The sequence below is a fragment of the Actinobacillus suis ATCC 33415 genome (assembly GCF_000739435.1).
In the GTDB taxonomy this organism is placed as follows: domain Bacteria; phylum Pseudomonadota; class Gammaproteobacteria; order Enterobacterales; family Pasteurellaceae; genus Actinobacillus; species Actinobacillus suis.
The window spans coordinates 2,008,583-2,027,823 of record NZ_CP009159.1 but is presented as its reverse complement, the minus strand read 5'-3'; the positions used below and the strand labels follow the sequence as shown (position 1 = coordinate 2,027,823).

At 40.3% G+C, this 19,241-nt stretch carries 19 protein-coding genes; 8 read left to right on the top strand and 11 right to left on the bottom strand.

Annotated elements, in window-relative coordinates:
* Window positions 1-139: 139 nt before the first annotated feature.
* From ASU1_RS09335 to yedF, 4 genes are all read left to right on the top strand, one after another.
* The gene (locus ASU1_RS09335) at window positions 140-793 is read left to right on the top strand and encodes a helix-hairpin-helix domain-containing protein (protein ID WP_015674129.1); all 654 of its coding nucleotides are present in this window, start codon (window positions 140-142) and stop codon (window positions 791-793) included.
* Between the two features lie 147 nt (window positions 794-940).
* On the top strand, window positions 941-1,570 hold the full coding sequence (locus ASU1_RS09330; protein ID WP_015674128.1) for a BamJ family beta-barrel-assembly machinery protein: 630 nt from the start codon (window positions 941-943) through the stop codon (window positions 1,568-1,570).
* A 259-nt stretch (window positions 1,571-1,829) separates the two neighbouring features.
* Window positions 1,830-3,050, top strand: a complete 1,221-nt coding sequence (gene yedE, locus ASU1_RS09325) for a selenium metabolism membrane protein YedE/FdhT (RefSeq protein WP_015674127.1) — start codon at window positions 1,830-1,832, stop codon at window positions 3,048-3,050.
* A 33-nt stretch (window positions 3,051-3,083) separates the two neighbouring features.
* A complete protein-coding gene (gene yedF / locus ASU1_RS09320) occupies window positions 3,084-3,353 on the top strand; it encodes a sulfurtransferase-like selenium metabolism protein YedF (protein WP_015674126.1) in 270 nt (89 codons plus the stop codon).
* 75 nt (window positions 3,354-3,428) lie between these two features.
* On the opposite strand, the gene ASU1_RS09315 is transcribed toward yedF, so the two are convergent.
* The 4 genes from ASU1_RS09315 to ulaG form a co-directional block, all read right to left on the bottom strand.
* A complete protein-coding gene (locus ASU1_RS09315) occupies window positions 3,429-4,142 on the bottom strand; it encodes an L-ribulose-5-phosphate 4-epimerase (protein ID WP_005609131.1) in 714 nt (237 codons plus the stop codon).
* Window positions 4,136-4,996 carry an L-ribulose-5-phosphate 3-epimerase gene (locus ASU1_RS09310; protein ID WP_015674125.1) on the bottom strand — a complete coding sequence of 287 codons (861 nt, stop codon included), beginning with the start codon at window positions 4,994-4,996 and terminating at the stop codon, window positions 4,136-4,138. Before ASU1_RS09310 ends, ASU1_RS09315 begins: the two co-directional genes overlap by 7 nt.
* An 84-nt stretch (window positions 4,997-5,080) precedes the next feature.
* A complete protein-coding gene (gene ulaR, locus ASU1_RS09305) occupies window positions 5,081-5,827 on the bottom strand; it encodes an HTH-type transcriptional regulator UlaR (protein ID WP_015674124.1) in 747 nt (248 codons plus the stop codon).
* 94 nt (window positions 5,828-5,921) lie between these two features.
* Window positions 5,922-7,013 carry an L-ascorbate 6-phosphate lactonase gene (ulaG, locus tag ASU1_RS09300; protein WP_015674123.1) on the bottom strand — a complete coding sequence of 364 codons (1,092 nt, stop codon included), beginning with the start codon at window positions 7,011-7,013 and terminating at the stop codon, window positions 5,922-5,924.
* Between the two features lie 479 nt (window positions 7,014-7,492).
* Between ulaG and ASU1_RS09295 the strand changes: the two genes are divergently transcribed.
* From ASU1_RS09295 to ASU1_RS09280, 4 genes are all read left to right on the top strand, one after another.
* Window positions 7,493-9,304 carry a PTS ascorbate-specific subunit IIBC gene (locus ASU1_RS09295; protein ID WP_015674122.1) on the top strand — a complete coding sequence of 604 codons (1,812 nt, stop codon included), beginning with the start codon at window positions 7,493-7,495 and terminating at the stop codon, window positions 9,302-9,304.
* A gap of 74 nt (window positions 9,305-9,378) precedes the next feature.
* Window positions 9,379-9,846, top strand: coding sequence for a PTS sugar transporter subunit IIA (locus tag ASU1_RS09290; protein WP_039195481.1), 468 nt, complete (start codon window positions 9,379-9,381; stop codon window positions 9,844-9,846).
* Window positions 9,847-9,956: 110 nt separating this feature from the next.
* Window positions 9,957-10,637: a 3-keto-L-gulonate-6-phosphate decarboxylase UlaD gene (locus ASU1_RS09285; RefSeq protein ID WP_015674120.1), complete on the top strand. Its 681-nt coding sequence runs from the start codon at window positions 9,957-9,959 to the stop codon at window positions 10,635-10,637.
* A 153-nt stretch (window positions 10,638-10,790) separates the two neighbouring features.
* A complete protein-coding gene (locus tag ASU1_RS09280) occupies window positions 10,791-11,753 on the top strand; it encodes a hypothetical protein (RefSeq protein WP_015674119.1) in 963 nt (320 codons plus the stop codon).
* Between the two features lie 89 nt (window positions 11,754-11,842).
* Here ASU1_RS09280 and ASU1_RS09275 read toward each other — a convergent pair whose 3' ends face one another.
* The 7 genes from ASU1_RS09275 to ASU1_RS09245 all read right to left on the bottom strand — a co-directional run bounded on the left by ASU1_RS09275 (window position 11,843) and on the right by ASU1_RS09245 (window position 19,068).
* Window positions 11,843-13,063, bottom strand: a complete 1,221-nt coding sequence (locus ASU1_RS09275) for a capsule biosynthesis protein (protein WP_015674118.1) — start codon at window positions 13,061-13,063, stop codon at window positions 11,843-11,845.
* A 28-nt stretch (window positions 13,064-13,091) separates the two neighbouring features.
* Window positions 13,092-15,149 (bottom strand): capsular polysaccharide biosynthesis protein, encoded by a 2,058-nt coding sequence (locus ASU1_RS09270; RefSeq protein ID WP_015674117.1) that lies wholly within the window; start codon window positions 15,147-15,149, stop codon window positions 13,092-13,094.
* Window positions 15,150-15,293: 144 nt separating this feature from the next.
* A complete protein-coding gene (locus ASU1_RS09265) occupies window positions 15,294-16,127 on the bottom strand; it encodes a cysteine ABC transporter substrate-binding protein (RefSeq protein WP_015674116.1) in 834 nt (277 codons plus the stop codon).
* A gap of 86 nt (window positions 16,128-16,213) precedes the next feature.
* Window positions 16,214-16,945 (bottom strand): amino acid ABC transporter ATP-binding protein, encoded by a 732-nt coding sequence (locus ASU1_RS09260; protein WP_015674115.1) that lies wholly within the window; start codon window positions 16,943-16,945, stop codon window positions 16,214-16,216.
* Window positions 16,946-17,614 carry an amino acid ABC transporter permease gene (locus ASU1_RS09255; RefSeq protein ID WP_015674114.1) on the bottom strand — a complete coding sequence of 223 codons (669 nt, stop codon included), beginning with the start codon at window positions 17,612-17,614 and terminating at the stop codon, window positions 16,946-16,948. It abuts the gene before it with no gap.
* On the bottom strand, window positions 17,604-18,263 hold the full coding sequence (locus ASU1_RS09250; protein WP_015674113.1) for an amino acid ABC transporter permease: 660 nt from the start codon (window positions 18,261-18,263) through the stop codon (window positions 17,604-17,606). Before ASU1_RS09250 ends, ASU1_RS09255 begins: the two co-directional genes overlap by 11 nt.
* A gap of 163 nt (window positions 18,264-18,426) precedes the next feature.
* On the bottom strand, window positions 18,427-19,068 hold the full coding sequence (locus tag ASU1_RS09245) for a YagU family protein (RefSeq protein ID WP_015674112.1): 642 nt from the start codon (window positions 19,066-19,068) through the stop codon (window positions 18,427-18,429).
* Window positions 19,069-19,241: the final 173 nt, after the last annotated feature.

Sequence of the window (19,241 nt, the reverse complement as noted above, 5' to 3'; positions counted from 1 at the left end):
AATGCTGTACAATATTCATTCGGTCGGCTAATAAACTTGAACTAATATTTTTGCATTCAGTCTTAGAATTCAGTTTAAGTTGAGCAGACCTCTCGACTTTCCCCTTTTGTATATCCGTAACTTTTATAGGAAGCAAATTATGAAATCATTAAAAACTCTTCTAGCTTTAGGCGTAGCAATGGCAGTTTCTACGACTTCATTCGCAGAGACGGCAAACCCATTAACTTCAGTAAAAGACAATGCTAAAAGTGCGGTAACTAATCAAGTTACACAAGTAAAAAGTTCGGTAGCAAACAAAGCGCCGACAGCAAAAGAAACATTAGCAACCGCTAAAACGCAAGTAACTGATAAAGTGACTGCGACAAAAGAAAACTTAGCGAAAGTAAAAGCATCTGCGACGGATAAAGTAACCAACGCTAAAGAAGCGTTAAAAACGTCTAAAGCGAGCAAAGCGAATGCATTAGATGACGTGAAAACAAACGCTAAAGAAAAAGTGAAAGCGGTTAAAGCGCAAGCAGCAGAGAAAACAACGGCAGTGAAAGCAAGTGCTGCTGAAAAAGTGGCCGCAACAAAATCGGCAGCCGCAAAAGTGCCCGCATCGGCAAAAGTAAATGTGAATACAGCGGATGCGAAAACACTACAAACATTAAGTGGCATTGGTGAAGCGAAAGCGCAAGCGATTATTGATTACCGTAATAAGGTTGGCAAAATCAAAAATGTAGCGGAATTATCAAACATTTCTGGTATCGGTGAAGCAACCATTCAAAAAGTTGCACCGTATTTAACTTTCTAATTTAAACTCAATACGAATCAAGCGGTCGGATTTAGCAAAAAATTTGCCAAATTTGACCGCTTTCTTTGTTATCAGGCTTGTATTTTCAAAAATTACCCCCATAACATTGAACGTCTTTATATTTTTTAACAAAAAAGGAAACAACAAATGGCATTAGATTTCAACGCAGTTGCTTTAGAAAGCACAGAAGCAAAAGGTGGCTACGGTATTGGTTTACAAATCGGTCAACAATTATTAGGTAGCGGTATGGAAGTAGATGCCGAAGCGGTTGCACGTGGTATCAACGATGTATTAAATCAAAACCCACCGGCAATTGACCTTAACGAAGTGACTAAAGCGTTACAAGAGTTAGGCGCTCGTGCAGAAGCGGCGCAAGCGGAAGCATTTAAAGCCATTGAAGCGGACAACAAAGCATTCTTAGAAGAAAACAAGAAAGCAAAAGGCGTTGTAGTTACTGAGTCTGGTTTACAGTATGAAGTATTAACTGAAGGCACTGGTGCAAAACCAACGGCTGACAGCACAGTGCGTGTACATTATACCGGTTCTTTAATTGATGGTACGGTGTTCGACAGTTCTGTAAAACGTGGTACTCCGGCAGAATTCCCGGTTGGCGGCGTAATTAAAGGTTGGACTGAAGCGTTACAATTAATGACAGTTGGTTCAAAATGGCGTTTAACTATTCCACAAGAGTTAGCATACGGTGAGCGTGGCGCAGGTGCATCAATTCCTCCGTTTGCAACCTTAATTTTCGAAGTGGAATTATTAGATATCCTATAATTTGCAAAAAAATGGCGGAATTTGACCGCTTGTTATATGAAAACCAAGCCCCGAGCAAAATAAGCTCGGGGCTTTTTTACGCCTAAATTGACAACGGAATTAAAAAGATTAGAATTTATACGTCTTTTGACATCATTTATTTATATCGCAAGTTTTGTGTATAGGAAATGAGCAAATTCAATCATCGCTTTTAGGCGCAATTCTATTTATTCATCGTTATACCTGCTTGCCTTTCTTCATATTCTATTTAGGAAATTTTATGTTAGAAATATGGCAACAATTCAAACAAGATTACCTGATTAGATTTTGGAATCCGACTGCGGCGGTTATTGCTGCGGGTATCCTTTCTGCCTATTATTTTGGGCTGACTGGCACATATTGGGCCGTGACAGGAGAATTCACTCGTTGGGGTGGAGAGATTCTAGAGTCTATGGGGGTAAATGTCTCAGACTGGGGCTATTACAAAATTATTGGTTTAGACGGTACGATTTTCAGCCGTATTGACGGGTTGATGATTCTGGGGATGTTTGCCGGCTGTATTGCCGCAGCGCTCTGGGCAAATAATATCAAGATTCGGATGCCGCAAAATCGGATTCGTATTGTACAAGCCTTGATCGGCGGCGCATTAGCCGGTTTTGGAGCACGTTTAGCCATGGGCTGTAATTTGGCTTCGTTGTTTACCGGTATTCCTCAGTTTTCATTACATGCCTGGTTTTTCACATTAACCACCGCTATCGGCTCTTATGCAGGGGTAAAATTTACCTTACTGCCGATATTTCGTCCGCCGTTGAAACTCAAAAAAGGCGCGGGCAAAGTAGAGCACGCGGATCCTCAGCAAGCTAAACACCGTTTTAGATTCGGTATGTTGATCTTTGCCATTTGGTTGATTGCTTCTTTTTATGTGATGCAAAGTTCAATTAAATTAGGTTTTGCAATGTTATTCGGATTGGGATTCGGTTTGCTAATTGAGCGGGCGCAAATTTGTTTTACTTCCGCCTTTCGTGACTTATGGGCAACCGGCCGTGCTTATATGGGTAAGGCGATTATCTATGGGATGTTGGTGAGTACTATCTGTGTGTTTAGCTATATTCAGTTGGGAGCAAATCCGAAAATTATGTGGGCGGGGCCAAATGCAGTCATCGGTGGTTTGTTGTTCGGTTTCGGTATTGTGCTTGCCGGCGGCTGTGAAACCGGTTGGATGTATCGAGCGATGGAAGGGCAGGTCCATTTTATGTGGGTAGGTGTCGGTAATGTGGCCGGCTCAACCTTGCTGGCATATTGGTGGGATAGTCTCGCACCGGTATTGGCATTAGATTATGAAAAAATCAATTTATTGAAATCATTCGGGCCTATCTCGGGTTTATTACTCAATTATGGCTTAATGATTGCTTGTTTAGTGTTTGTAGTTTGGTGGGAAAAACGCTTTCTGCGTAAGGCAAAAGCTCGCCTTGCTGCAATTCAAGGTGATACAACGGCATAATGCTTGCCGTGATTGAGAAATAAGGAAAATATTATGGCTTTTACAGTAATTCAACAACAAGATAAACACCCTTCGGAAATTACACCGGATTACACTTTAGATATGCTCGGTGAACCTTGTCCGTATCCGGCAATTGCAACATTGGAAACGATGCCGACGTTAAAATCAGGTGAAGTATTGGAAGTGTTAAGTGATTGCGCTCAATCGATTAATAATATTCCCGTAGATGTTAAAAATCACGGTTATAGTTTATTAAGCGTGGAACAAAATGGGCCAATTTTACGCTATTTAATTCAGAAATAGCCGATCAAAAAGCGGTCAAATTTGCAAAAAATTCTGCAAATTTGACCGCTTAAACACACACAATTTCAACAAAGCTTATTGACCGTAATACGCATTCGCACCGTGTTTGCGGAGGTAATGTTTATCAAGCAATTCTTGTTGCATTGAACCGATATTCGGACGGATTTGGTGGCTAACGAAGTTCATATACGCCACTTCTTCTAACACTACCGAATTATGTACCGCATCATGCGCATCTTTACCCCAAGTGAAAGGCCCGTGTGAGTGGACTAATACGCCCGGTACCATATCCGGATTAATACCACGTTTACGGAAGGTTTCTACCACCACTTTACCGGTTTCTAATTCGTACTCGCCGGCAATTTCTTCCGGTGTCATACGGCGTGTACAAGGCACCGAACCATAGAAGTAATCACCTTGTGTTGTGCCTAAGGCAAGAATATCTTCACCGGCTTGCGCCCATGCGGTTGCATGGCGTGAATGGGTATGTACTACGCCACCGATATTCGGGAATTGGCGATAAAACTCTAAATGGGTCGCGGTATCAGACGAAGGTTTTTTATCGCCGAATACTTTGTTACCTTGCAAATCGACAAATACGATATCTTCTGGCTTCATTGTTTCATATTCCACACCGGAAGGTTTAATTGCAACATAACCGGTTTCACGATCAATTTCACTCACGTTACCCCAAGTGAAAGTCACTAATTTGTATTTTGGTAATTCCAGATTCGCTTTAAATACACGATCACGCATTGCCAATAATTTTGGAGATAATTCTGTTAACATTGGAAACCACCCTCTTTCATTTTTTGTTCAATCCAACGGCGAGCATTAATAATTTCTGCAATTGGCTCTTCCGCTTTTTCCGTCCACATTTCAATCAAGAACGCACCGCGATAATTTAATTTGGCGAGAATTTCAAAGAAACCTTTAAAGTCAACACAGCCGTCACCGAACGGCACATCACGGAATTGTCCTTTACACGTTTCGGTCACTTTATACGTGTCTTTTAAATGAATCGCCGAGATTTTATCGATGCCTAAGGCAAATTCCGCTTCAATATCATCATTCCAAGCCGAAACGTTGCCGATATCCGGATAGACGGTAAACCATGGTGATTTGATAATTTCGTCCCATTTTTTCCAACGTTTAATCGAACTCATAAACTTAGTATCCATAATCTCGACTGCGAGAGTAACTTGGTTACTTGCCGCTAGTTCGGTCGCCCATTCTAAGCCTTGTTGGAAACGTTCGATTGTGCCTTCGTCTTGTTCTTCGTAATACACATCGTAGCCGGCTAATTGAATGGTGCGAATACCTAAATCCACTGCAAGTTGGATTGCCTTTTCCATGATTTCATAGGCTTTTTGACGAGTGGCTTCATCACGAGAACCGAACGGGAAGCGGCGATGACCGGACAAACACATTGATGGAATTGTTACACCGGTATTGATGAGCGCTTTCACTAATTCTATACGTTGTTCTTTTGTCCAATCTAAGCGGGCCAAGCGTTCATCCGTTTCATCAACAGACATTTCCACAAAATCAAAACCGCATGCTTTAGCAATAGAAAGCCTGTCTTGCCAAGAAATATGTTTTGGCAATGCTTTTTCATAGATACCGAGTTTATGTTTTCTCATATTCATCCCCTGGTTTGAATGATGCTTTTGGTAAAAAATCAGGTAAATTTAACCGCTTGTTTTTATGAATATAATTAAATGTTGCTATGCCAGAATAACTTCCAACCCTTTATCTCTAATTGTTTGGATAATTTTTGGATCAGCTTCTTTGCCGGTGATCAGCAAATCAATGTGGCGAATGTCTTTGAATAACATACCGATTTCTGTGCCGAGCTTGGTGCTATCCAGCAATACCACGTATTTATTCGCCTTCGATGACATTTGCGCTTCGGAATTAGCAATAATCATATCGGTTTTAAATAAACCTTCTTGAGTAAAGCCTTTACCGCTGGTAAACATAATATTTGCCGCATAAGTAAATTCATTTTGTTGATTGAGCGATAGGGTAATTTTTTTGTTTTTATTGTATTGTCCGCCCATGATCACGATATCTTCGTGTTGATGCTCAATCAGATAATTCGCAAGCGGTAGAAAATTGGTAATAATTTGCAATTTTTGACCGCATAACGCTTGTCCAAGTAATTGCATAGTCGAGCCGCAGGTGAGAAGTACGCTATCGCCTTCTCGACATAACTTGCTTGCCGCTTCGGCAATGCGGCGCTTTTCTTCAAAATTATTAATTGGTTTATCTTTTTCTAACGAATGCTGTGTGCCGATTGCTTCCGCACCGTTACGCACCTTGCGTAATTTTTTCTGTTCGCTTAATTTATTAATATCTCGTCTGGCGGTTGCCGGCGAAATATTTAAAAGATTCATAATTTCCAAGGTAGAAAGCATTTGTCTTGCTTCTAACATGGCTAATAATTTTTTATGTCTAAAACTTTCATTCATGACTATTTCCCTTTTCATTCTTATCACGTTTTAAATCATGAACAATTACTAAAGAAGCCACTCCTAATTCGAATTAAGAGTGGCTTAACTTCAATTAAAGCATAGATTTAAATTGAATATTTGGTTCTTGCTCGAAGCAATCATCAAAGCCACGTGGGTGGTGGTACTCAATTAAGTCTTTATCGCGCGGATAAACATATTTACCACCAACTTCCCAAATAAACGGATGGAATTTATATTGTAAGCGATCTTTACGCATACGCCATAAATCAATGATTTCTTGCGTACTTGCCATAAAGTTTGTCCAAATGTCGTGGTGTACCGGAATAATCACTTTTGCACGTAAACATTCCGCCATACGGAGTAAGTCGATAGAAGTCATTTTATCTGCAATACCCACTGGGTTTTCACCATAGTTATTTAACGCTACATCAATATCGAATTCTTTACCGTGTTTTGCAAATTGGATTGAATAGTGTGAGTCTGCACCGTGATAAATGTTACCGCCCGGAGTTTTGAATACATAGTTCACTGCTTTACGACCCATTTCTTCGTCAGACGGACATAAACCTTTTAATTCGCCGCCACGTTCTTCTGCGCCTTCTACCGGTAAAGTTACTAAACAAGTACGGTCGAATGAATCTAATGCGTGAATTTCTACGTCTTTAATTTTTACAATGTCACCCGGTTTTACCACAATGATACGATCTTCCGGCACACCCCATTTTTTCCATAATTCACCGCAGTGCCATGGGCCAACAAATTTCACGTGATTTAACTTAGGATTGTTTACGATAGCGGCTGCAACGTTTACATCAATATGGTCGCTGTGATAGTGAGACGCAAGAATGAAATCTACTTCGTTAATTGCAAACGGGTCTAATACCATCGGTTGCGCACGTAGGTTCGGTTGTAATTTACGTACACCCGCCATATTTGCCATTTGGTGACCACGCACCATATCTTTTACTTTTTTAGTAGACTTACCACGACTACACCATAAGTCCATACAAATGTTTGCACCTGCAGGTGTTTTAATCCACACGCCTACGCAACCTAGCCACCACATTGCGAAGTTATCTTCCGGTACCACTTCTTCTTCAATTTCTTCGTTTAGCCAAGTACCCCATTCCGGGAAGGTAGAAAGAATCCAACTTTCACGTGTGATTTCATTAACGTTCGCCATAGTAAACTCCTAGTTTGTATAATAAGGAAAAGATGAAATATTTAATCAAGTGCAATCATAAATAATCATATTTTTTTGTAAAACGCTTTTTTTAAAAAATGTGATCTACCTCTAATTTTTTCGTCGATTCTGCATGGATAGGAATTCTTCTCATTTATCTTGTGTTTTTTTGAAACTTAACAAACGATTACTTTCTAATAAAATCAATAGGTTATTTGTGTTTGTGACGAGAGGGGAGAAAAAAGGATTATACATATTTTTAACAAATGAACACGAAAATCACGAAAATGAAAAATAAAATGTGATCTTGCTCACAAATAATCAAAAATAATCTTTTTTGAGGTGCGATAACTGTTTATCATTTGTTCTGTAGGTATAGATATGCCTATATTTTTTTAATCTTTAACTTAACCAATCTAAAAATAACGAGATCTTCCAAATCTCATCATTCTTACTCAACATAAAAAGAGAGGCTCACTATGGATACAGTAATGAGTATCTTTATGGCAATCAATGACCAGATTCTTTCGAAAGCACCGCTGTTACTCGGTCTTGTCGCTTGTATCGGTTACATTTTCCTAAAAAAAGATTCAACTACCATTCTTAAAGGTACCATTAAAACGATCGTCGGTTTTATGTTGGTACAAGTCGGTTCAGGTACGCTTGTGCAAAACTTTAAACCGGTTATCGAAGGTTTATCTAAATACCATAACCTTAAAGGTGCGGTGATTGACCCATATACAAGTTGGCAAGCGACAATGAGTACCATGGGTGACGCTTATGCGTATGTGGGTTATGCAGTAATTTTAGCCTTATTCCTTAATATCCTACTTGTATTATTCAGACACTTTACCGGTATTCGTACCATTATGCTTACCGGTCATATTATGTTCCAACAAGCAGGCTTAGTTGCGGTAGTGTTCTGGGTACTTGGCTCAAAACCGTGGGAAGTGGTCGTATATACTGCAATCATTATGGCGCTCTATTGGGGTATCTTCTCTAATATGATGTACCAAGCAACTCAACAAATTACCGGCGGTGCGGGTTTCTCTATCGGTCACCAACAACAATTCGCATCTTGGTTAGCAGCAAAAGTTGCACCGAAATTAGGTAAAAAAGAAGAAACGGTTGATAAACTCAACTTACCTAAATGGTTACATATTTTCCACGACAGTATCTCTGCAACCGCGATCGTGATGACAGTGTTCTTCGGTATTATCCTAATGTCATTCGGTTTAGATAACCTACAACAAATGGCAGGTAAAACGCACTGGACGATTTACATCTTTGAAACCGGCTTAAAATTTGCGGTGGCAATCCAAGTTATCGTACTTGGTGTACGTATGTTCGTAGCGGAATTATCTGAATCATTTAAAGGGATTTCCGAACGTTTAATTCCAAATGCAGTATTAGCGATTGACTGTGCGGCAACTTATGCATTCTCGCCAAATGCTGTGGTATTCGGTTTCATGTGGGGTGCTATCGGTCAGTTTGTTGCAGTAGGCGCATTAATTGCTTATCAACAATTCGGTGGCGGTGACGCTTCAGCTGCGGTATTAATTATTCCGGGCTTTATCCCGATGTTCTTCTCTAATGCGACAATCGGTGTATTCGCAAACCATTTCGGTGGTTGGAAAGCGGTAATGAAAATCTGTTTCGTGATGGGTATTATTGAAGTGCTTGGTTCTGCATGGGTAGTAAGCTTAATTACCAGCACAGAAGGTGGTGCAGGCTTTAACGGCTGGATGGGTATGGCGGACTGGGCGTTATTATTCCCACCGATTATCCAAGGTATGTTCTTTAGCCCGACCGGTGCAACCTTCGTATGTATCGTGTTAGCGCTTGTATATATGGCATTTGCGGGCAAACAATTACGTGCTGACGAAGCAAGAGCGAAAGCAGAAGGCAAAACTGTAGACCAATTGTACGGTTTCGGTGAACCGGCTGAACAAGAAGCTGAACCAGCTCAAGCTACAGAAGGCAATGCGGAAGGTGATGTAAAAGCGGTGCGTATCTTAGCGGTATGTGGCTCGGGTCAAGGTTCATCAATGATGATGAAAATGAAAATTAAACAATACCTTGATAAACGCGGTATTCCAAATGTGATGGATTCATGTGCGGTAACCGACCATAAAGGTAAAGTCGGTTCGGTAGATATCATCGTATGTTCTAAACACTTACAAAATGAGATTGTGGCAAATGATCATATCTCAGTATTAGGCGTACAAAATATGTTAAATCCGAATACCTTTGGTGAAGAGTTATTGGCTCTTATCAAAAAATATCAATAACCCTCAAGGCCACCTTCCAAGAAGGGAGGTGGTTACCTTGATTTAAAGCTATCCAACTTGAAGGAAGTAAAGCTATGTTAAAAGAATCGCTTATCGAAAATAACTCAATCCTTTTAAATCAAAGTGCGGCAGATTGGAAAGCAGCGATTAAATTAGGCACGGATGTTCTAGAAAAATCAGGCGCGATTGAACCTCGTTATTACACCAGTATTATTGAAAATATTGAAAAAATGGGACCGTATATCATTCTTGCACCGGGTTTAGCGATGCCGCATTCTCGTCCGGAAGAAGGTGTGATTAAAACCTCGTTCGCCTTAGTGACTTTAAAAGAGCCGGTTTATTTTGATGGCGAAGATGAGCCTGTTTCGGTATTTGTCACCTTAGCCGGTAGTGATTCGGATAAACATATGGAAGGTTTAATGGAAATTACCCAAGTATTGGATGATCCGGACAGTGATACGGGAGTCGATTTAGCCAAAATCTTACGTTGCCAAACTAAAGAAGATGTTTATGCGGTGATTGATCAGGCGTTAGCTGGCTAGAAATTTCCTCTCTCTGCTTGTTTCGCTAAACGCTTCAACAAGCGGTCTCTCTCCTGCTTGCGGGAGAGAGGAATAAAGAACAATTTAAAAATTCGTAAAAGGAACAAAATATGTCAAAACCATTACTTCAAATTGCATTAGATTCATTAAGTTTAGAAAAAGCGGTTGCAGATGCAAAACAGGCGGAAAGTGTAGTAGAAATTATTGAGTGCGGTACGATTCTTGCCTGTGCGGAAGGGATGAAAGCGGTTTCAACTTTACGTGCGTTACACCCGAACCATATTATCGTATGTGACTTAAAAACCACGGACGGTGGGGCGATTTTAGCGAAAATGGCATTTGAAGCGGGCGCAGACTGGTTAACTGTTTCAGCAGCAGCACATCCAGCAACTAAAGCGGCGTGTAAGAAAGTGGCGGATGATTTCAATGTGGCACATCCGGAATTAAAAGTGAAGAAAGAAATCCAAATCGAAATTTACGGCAACTGGACAGTAGAAAAAGATGCGAAAGAATGGGTTGAATTAGGCGTAAAACAAGCGATTTACCACCGTTCTCGCGATGCGGAATTAGCAGGTAAGGGTTGGACGGCGGAAGACGTGGAACTAATGAAACAACTTTCTGCACTCGGCTTAGAATTATCGATTACCGGTGGTATTGTACCGGAAGAAATTCACTTATTTAAAGAAATCAAAAATGCGAAAGCTTTCATTGCCGGTCGCGCTTTAGTGGGTGAAAAAGGTAAACAAACTGCGGAAGCGATTCGTGCTGAAATTGATAAATATTGGGCGTAATGTTTAGTATTGCGTTAAAGCATACAAGCGGTTGATTTGTAACAAAATTTTGCAAATCGACCGCTTTTTTGTTTTTTAAACGAAAGGTATTTTTTGAATCACTTACTCATTTGGATTATGATACGGGCAAATTCCTTGATAAAGATAACTCACATGAAATATTTTAAACTTACTTATATCGCATTATTTACAACATTTGCTGTTTCCTCTGTTGCGAATGAAACAAATGATGCTGAAAATACTTGGGCGGATCAACAACGCAGTTCGATTCGTTCGAAATTACACGATTGGTCAAACGGTATTAACGATTGGCTGGGTGAAACGGATCCAAGTAAACCGGCATCGGCAAGTTTACGTGTGATGTTAGACAATCAATGGAATAAACACGATCGTTTTTCTTATAAACCTCGTGTACGAGGCAAAATCAGATTACCGGTACTGAAAAAACACGTCAGCGTGGTATTCGGTGATGAGGATTTGGAAAACCAAGCGCGCGATAAAAATCATGTCGGACAAAATTACCGTAACCTGCCTCGTGATCGTAATTATGACAGCCGCCAAGCTCGTAACGATAACGCCTCTATCGGTTTACGTTGGTCAAATGAAATTAAACGTTTAGGGATTGAAAGTGATTTGGACGGCGGTTTACGTTCGGGCGGTGATATCTTTGGTCGTTTACGTCTAAGTAAAACGTGGGAGATGACCGATAACTTCGGTACTCGTTTAGAACAAATTTATCGTTATGGTACCAATAGTAAGCATTACCTCCGTACCAATTTAGAAAATCGTTATATTGATAGTGAAAACACCTTCATTATGAATCATACTTTCCTACAATATACGCACGATGTGGATGAAGAAACCGGTTGGGGTAATAGCTTATATCGTCAGCATAATTTTGCACCACTTAAACGTCTAAGCTACGGTATTTTTATGGGGGGACGTTTTGATAAAGATCACTCCAAATTCAATACTTACGGGCCGTTCATTAACTATCGTCAATCCATTTTCCGCAATTGGGTATTTATTCAACCGGAAATCAGTTTTTATAACGATAAAGACAAAGATCGTAACCATTTTATTAATACCTTTGTGCGTTTAGAAGTGATTTTTTAACTTTTCGTATGATCAAAAAAGACTACGTAAAACAAATTACGCAGTCTTTTTTATTTGTAAAAAAGTCTCGAAAAATAACCGCTTGTCAGCTACTTTTGGTTGTATGGATAACGCAGAATTACCTTGTTATAGAAGCTACCGTTAATATGCGTTTTATACAGATGGAATTTACGATAAGCATGAAATAATCCATCATCCGGTTTTTCTGGATTGCTCCAAAAGTCGTCTAGATTGCCTTGATAGGTTAGCCCGGCAAAATCATAATTGGCTCGACCTAAGGTTTTGACCGGCATATTGTGTAATAACGCTGAAATACCGCTGGTACTATTTAGCGTAACCATTCCTTTCCCGTGGCGCAAGAAAACCGGCATTGGCACATCGTGAATATAGTAAATGCGCTTTTTCAGATCAGGATATTGTTCCATATATTCATCAATCACTTTACCGTAATCAATAAAGCCACGATCCATCGGATGATGTTTTACGATTAAATTTAAATGTTTCGGTGCTTTGGTGGCAAAAGATGACAACACTTCCCGTAACACTGCAGCTACGCTAGGATAATCGCTATGCACTAAAATTTGGCTATCATCATAAACTTGTAACGGCAAAATAAAAAACTCACCGAATTCGCCTTGCTCAACACGCTTAGAAAAATTGCGATCGTGCATATAATAGTGCAGCCGTTTAATCCCTGAAACCATCCATAATTTTACGTAGTACCACACATTTAATAAACGATGGTGGCGATATTCCGGATATTGATGACGGCGATAATATGCCGACACGTAATATTGGATGGCCAGTTTTGCCATCGGGCAGAAACCTTTGGCTACACTTTGTGCTTTGTTTGGCTCCGATAAGTGTTCGAACGCTCGGAAATAATCTGCCTGCTTTGGAATGGGTGAATAAGCGTTTACCCCGGTTTTTTCAAACGTGACGTAATCCGGACGGAAGTAACCTTCTTCAAAAGCCCAAAATGCGATATTTAAATGCTGACAAACCGTTTTAGCCAATTTGTGATATTTACGGTTATCACCAAAACATACCACGCTATCAATGTTATGCGTTTGGCAAAAGTCGGTTAAATATTGATGAAAATTTTCTAAGGTATCGCGATAAGCAAAGGTATTAGCAATGCTATTCGGATAAAAAAATTCATCACCGGCATTTAAGTTAATTTTAAATACACTGCGATTTTGAGTTTGTAACCATTCCGATAATTGGGTGAAGAAAGCGCCTATCGGACCTTGCAATAGCAAAATCCGATTTGATTGCTCAATCAAATCATCTAAATAATGGTTGATCATCGTTAAATACTCTTTGAGAATTTTATTTTTAATATTTTAAGGTTCGGTAAAGTTGTTTTAACTTACCGAATTGTTTAGCAATCCAAGGGCGTTTAATCCCGCTGTTTGCTAATTTTTGTTTTTGTTGCTGAAGAATCGCAATTGCTTGGTTAGCGTCAATCATGACTCTCTTTTCAGGATCGACATATTGCGGATAATAAACTAATACCGCAGCAATTAATTCTTCAAGACGTAATTGACGCGTACGTCTTGTAAGAGGGATATGATCTTGCGTTAATCCCCAATTGGAATAAAACGGTAAGCCGTAACAATGCACGATTTTCCCTCGTAATAGCGCCTCAAATCCAGCCAGAGAGGTCATTGTATGAACCTCATCAACTTGATTAATACAATCTAAAATATTGGCATTTTCTACAATTTCATCGGCAAATTTGACCGCTTGTTCGTGAACTACCAGCCCTTGTCGATTACCACTGACCACATCCGGATGCGGTTTATAAATAATGTAGGCATCCGGATTCAATTCTCTGACTTTTTCGAGCAAATCAACATTGCGCTTAAGTTGCGGAGAACCGAAACGAATAGAAGCGTCGTCTTCAACTTGGCCTGGCACCAAAATCGTTTTTTTATCGGTAACTGATAAGCGGAAACCGGTATTACCAACATTGTACTTACCGATATTAGCTTGAATCAGGCGTTGTCGTAATTGTTTGGCTAGTGCTAAATCTTGCTCGCTAAATTCCTGATATTGCAGAATCTCTTCTAAGCGAGATGGCGTTTGCGCATTGAAATAAATGCCTAAATCATCAACTACCAATGATAATGGCGCAACTAAGTTTGAGCCTAGCCCGACCGAACGAATAAAACCGTCTTCCATACGTAATATCGGTAACTGGTGTTTGGCTGCAAAGGCAAGAATTTCCGGTTTACCTTGGCTCCAAATCAACAATTTTGCATCCGATGCAAGCGGTCGATTTTCAAGTTTTTTTAGCGAACGCACAAAATGTAATTTACATAAGGGTAAATCAAAAAACGGTTTAATCACCGCTTGTTTCCATAATGACATCCCGATGCAATAAAGACTTCCGCTTAGACGTTGATTTAATGCTTTAGTTTTGCTTAGGTAGTCTATTACATCAAAAATTGTACCGATCTTGCCGTTATTCGGGTTGATATAACGACTATATTGCAAATAAGCTGCAGCAAATAACTGAATAAACGATCGGTTTTTGCGGCGTTGTGCCTGTTTTAAAATTTCAATATCTGGATGTCTATCGTCTGTTACGCCCCAGCCGGCAAACCATGGTACGCCAAATGTGATCACTTGTTTTCCGAGTAATAATGCCTCAAACCCCATTTGAGAGGTAACACAATAAACTTTATCGACTTGTTTAAGCAGCGAAAGCGGATTAACGTCCTCGGCAAATAAACGGATACGATTACCGTAGCTATGTAAATCGATTAAATAGCCTTTTTTCTTACCGCTAATTACGTCAGGATGAGTCTTTACCCAAATTTGTGCTTGAGGGTTCTCACGGATTGCAGCCTCTAACATCTGTCTAAACTGTTCTTCGCCTGCACTGCCAAATTTTACCGCCATATCACCGAATGTTTGGTCTATAACCAAAACGATAGGTGCTGCGGTATCTAAGGGCACATCGAAATCAACATTGTGATTGTATTTGGATAATTGGTGCTGCTGAATTAAACTGATGGCTCGCTCGGCAGCACACATTTGTTCCGGCGTAAGCTGCGAGTGTAAAATCAGTGCTTCTAAACGAGATGGTCGAGTCGTGTCATAATAAATACCGACATCATCATAAACTATCGAAAACGGCGGATATCCCATTACACCTAAACCAAGCGAGCGTAGAAATCCGTCCTCTAATGCGATATAAAGTAAGCCATGTTTTTGCGCATAATCTCGAGCTTTTTGGGTAGAAGGGCGTAATCCCCAGCCGATGACATTGTCCACTAGAGGGGCGGTTCCTAGATGAGGAAAAGCAATAATCTCACTGTCATGTAAGAAAGCATTAAGGTGCGGGATTTTTAAAATTCCACGTGAGAAAATAAGGGATTTTGCCATAGCTAACTTTGTTTAAATCGATGCGTAAATAATCTTTTACAAAACATAGAGTTTACTCTCTAGTACCGATAAAGTAAATTTTAGCCAATTAAAAAGCCCGAAGAAACAGACACTTTCTTCGGGCCCTTTTGTAAAGGGAACGGATTATTGTGCAAGCAATTCAGGTTTATCACCGTAAACAGGCACTAAGGTTTTCTCATAAGCCGCTTTTAGTTTGCCATTTGCTTTTAATTCGGCAATTTCTTTGTTGATCACATCTAACAGTGCTTGATTACCTTTTTGTACTGCCGGAGCAATTTGTTCTGCAGGACCTACGCTACCGATTGCTACGTCAAAGGTCGGGTTTTCTTTCGCCCACGCCCAAACTAACGCATTATCGTGGGCTAAGGCTACACCACGACCGTCTTTAAGCGCGTCAAAGGTTTCTGTGTTTTGGTCGAATTTTAACAGATTGATCTCAGGGTGATTTTTGGTGAAATAGGCATCGGCAGTCGTCCCTTTATTGACTAATAAAGTTTTACCTTCCAACTGTTTAAGGTCGGTAATTAACGCCCCTTTGGGTGATACAACACCTAGTGCCACATTCATATAAGGTGCGGCAAAATCCACCACTTCGGCACGCTCCGGCGTTTTAGTAAAGTTAGCTAAAATTAGATCAACTTTATTCGATTTTAAATATTCGACACGGTTTGCCGCTTCAGTTAACACAAACTCCACTTTATCCGAGCTACCGAGTAAATCATTAGCAATTTCTTTAGCAATTTCGACATCAAAGCCTTGGTTTTTACCCTCAGCATCAACATAACCGAATGGCGGTTTATCGCCGAATACGCCGATACGAATAACACCGTTTTGTTTAATTTGTGCAACGCTATCTTGAGAGGAAGATTGTGTGCTATTCCCATTGTCACACGCCGTTAAGGCAAAAGCGGCAATAGCAGTTGCCAGTAATGTTTTTAATGTTGTGTTCAGTTTCATAAAATGCTCCTGTTTAAAATCGTTGCTCGGCTAGAAGCCGTATTTTGTAAAATTTTAGCAAAATTTGACCGCTTGAATACTGCAAATTAATAAGCCATACCGCTTAAGAATTGTTTGGCTCGCTCGGTTTGTGGCTGTGTAAAGAATTGATGCGGTGGCGCTTGTTCGATAATCACGCCTTTATCCATAAAGACAACCCGATCTGCCACTTTTTCGGCAAAGCGCATTTCGTGAGTAACAATTAACATTGACATTCCATCTTCCGCTAATTCCAACACGACATCAAGCACTTCTCGTACCATTTCCGGATCAAGTGCCGCAGTAATTTCATCGAGTAAAATCACTTCCGGATTCATACATAAGGCACGCACAATCGCAATACGTTGCTTTTGTCCGCCGGATAATTCTCGAGGGAAGGCGTTTTTTCGATCGAGTAAACCAACACGAGCGAGTAATTTATCCGCTTGCGCCTCCACTTCTTGGCGTGAGCGTTTTTGCGCTTTAAGCGGGCCTAATAAAATGTTCTCGATCACATTTAAATGAGCGAATAATTCATAGCTTTGGAACACCATACCGACTTTTTGACGAGAGGCTTCCCAGCTTAAATCTTTGCCGAATTTGCCAACATCTTGCATCACAATGCTGCCGCCTTGTTTTTCTTCCAAGCCGTTTACACAACGTAATAACGTGCTTTTGCCACAGCCGGACGGGCCTAAAATTACCACCACTTCACCTTTGGCTAAATCCAAATCTAAATTGGGAATTGCGACCGTTTCGCCATATTTTTTCTGTAAATTACGGATAGAAAGTAACGCCATTTAGCTCTCCCATTTGTGTTCTAAGCGTGTTGCAAGCAGTGACAACGGGTAACAAATCAGAAAATATAAAATAAAGATTAATCCATAGACAAAAAAAGAGGCGCTAGGGTTCGTCAATAACGCATTCTCAATGATTTGTTGCCCGACTTTAACCATTTCGATCACGCCGATTAAGGCGGCGAGCGAACTGGTTTTTACCATACGGGTAAACAGATTAATCGCCCCCGGTAATACTCGGCGTGTACCTTGTGGTAATTCGATATATTGAAAAATTTGCCAACGATTTAGACCTAATGCTTTTGCGGATTCGATTTGATGTTTTTCAATCGAGGCTAACGCACCTCGTACCAAATCGCCCATTTCGGCAACACCCCATAAGGTAAATACCCAAATACATACCCAAAAACCGCTGATATGCAGATTAAACCAAGTAGATAGTCCGAAGTAGAGCGCAAATAGCCAAACTAGAATCGGTACAATCCGAATAGTTTCCAAATAAAAACGACAAACGGCACGTACAAAAACATTATTGGCTCGCATCAATAAGCCGAATAGCGTACCGAATACCAAGGAGAAACCGACCGAAATAAACGAAATCTGGGCGGTTAGCCATAAGCCTTGTGCGAGTCTTGCGGCATTTTGCCCTTCGAATAACCAATCAAACCCCATATTTTGCACCCCGAGCTTTATTTTCAAAGTGGCGAGCTAACAGCGAAATCGGTAATAAAATCACTAAATAGCTGGCGAATAATAAGAACAAGGCTTCATTGGTTTTGTAATCCATACCGATAATATCTTTGGTCACAAACATTAATTCTGCTACGGCAACTGCACTGATGACCGATGTTTCTTTAATTAAAAACAGAACATTTGCGCCGATAGCCGGAATGGATACCGCCCAAGCTTGCGGAAAAATGACATAGCGAAACACCTGAAAACGATTTAACCCGATTGCTTTTGCTGCTTCGGTTTGCCCTTTCGGCACGGCAAGTAAACCGGCACGTAACGCTTCCGCCATATAGCTTGCCCCAAGAAAAACTAACGCAATAATACCGCAGGTAAAACCGTCCCATTTAATGCCAATTTTCGGTAAGCCGTAATAAAGAAAGAAGAGTTGAATAAGCAGAGGAGTATTACGAGATAATTCAATATAACCACGAGTTAATCCGTAAAACGGTTTAACTTGATAAGCGGTAACAATCGCGATCAATAAGCCGAAAACTAACGACAGCAAAATCCCCCAAAACGAAAGCTGGAGGGTAATGATAGCTGCGTCAATAAAGCGTGGAATCGCATTAACAACGTAAGACCAATTCATAGTAAGTAGTAGGTGAGGTTAAGACAAAAATGCTTAAAAAACTGGAAAAGATTTTCGATCGAATCCATCGGAAATGGAAAGTATAAGAAGCTATTCTTTATAATTTTTTGTTATGAAAAAGCCACCCCAGTGGGTGGCTTTATGGTTGAAACAAGTGTTTCGATTAGCGATGCGGTTGATCTAAAGGAATTTCCGCATCCGGCTCTTTGGTAATACGGTTACGTAAATCACGACGAATTACCTCAATTGTCCAGAACCAGAAGATATGACCGACTAATTCAGAAATGTGTTCATATAAAGGCCATTCCGCTACCGGTGGTGTTAAGCCTAATGCCGGGAATGTGATGTAGTGTACACAGATATTCGCGATGATACCTGCACCGATACCTTGCCAGAATTTAATTTTTGGGAACACTTCCGCCACTAAGCAGTAACCGATAGCGAACACTAATGAGAAAATCATGTGTGTTACACCGATTGAGTTAAACGGGTGATCCGCAAAAGTAAATGCCACGGTGTTATAAGGGTCGATACCAATGTAATCACGTAAGAAAACTGCCGGTGGGTTTAAAACCGCACGTGAACATTGTGCTAATGCACCTTCCATCGCTAATGAACCTGAATTTAACGCATCTAAAACAGGTTGTGGACACGCTGCTTGGAATAAATCGATCGGGCTACGTGGTGGGAATGGATGTTCTGCACCCCATTTTACGAATGCGGAAATAATGCCGGCGATAATACCGATAAATACTGCTAAACCGTAACGACGACGATTAGGGTTAGTTTGTTCAAAAAGACCCATACTAATAATCCTATAAATGAAAATTAAGATGAAATTGAGTTTACATCATTTCTGAAACGGCATTTCAGAAATATGTTTATTATTTTCCGCCTAATTAATATAAATTGCAATCTAATTTACTGTGAAAGAAACAGCATAAACGGAATTTTTAAATACTTAAAAAATTCCGTTTA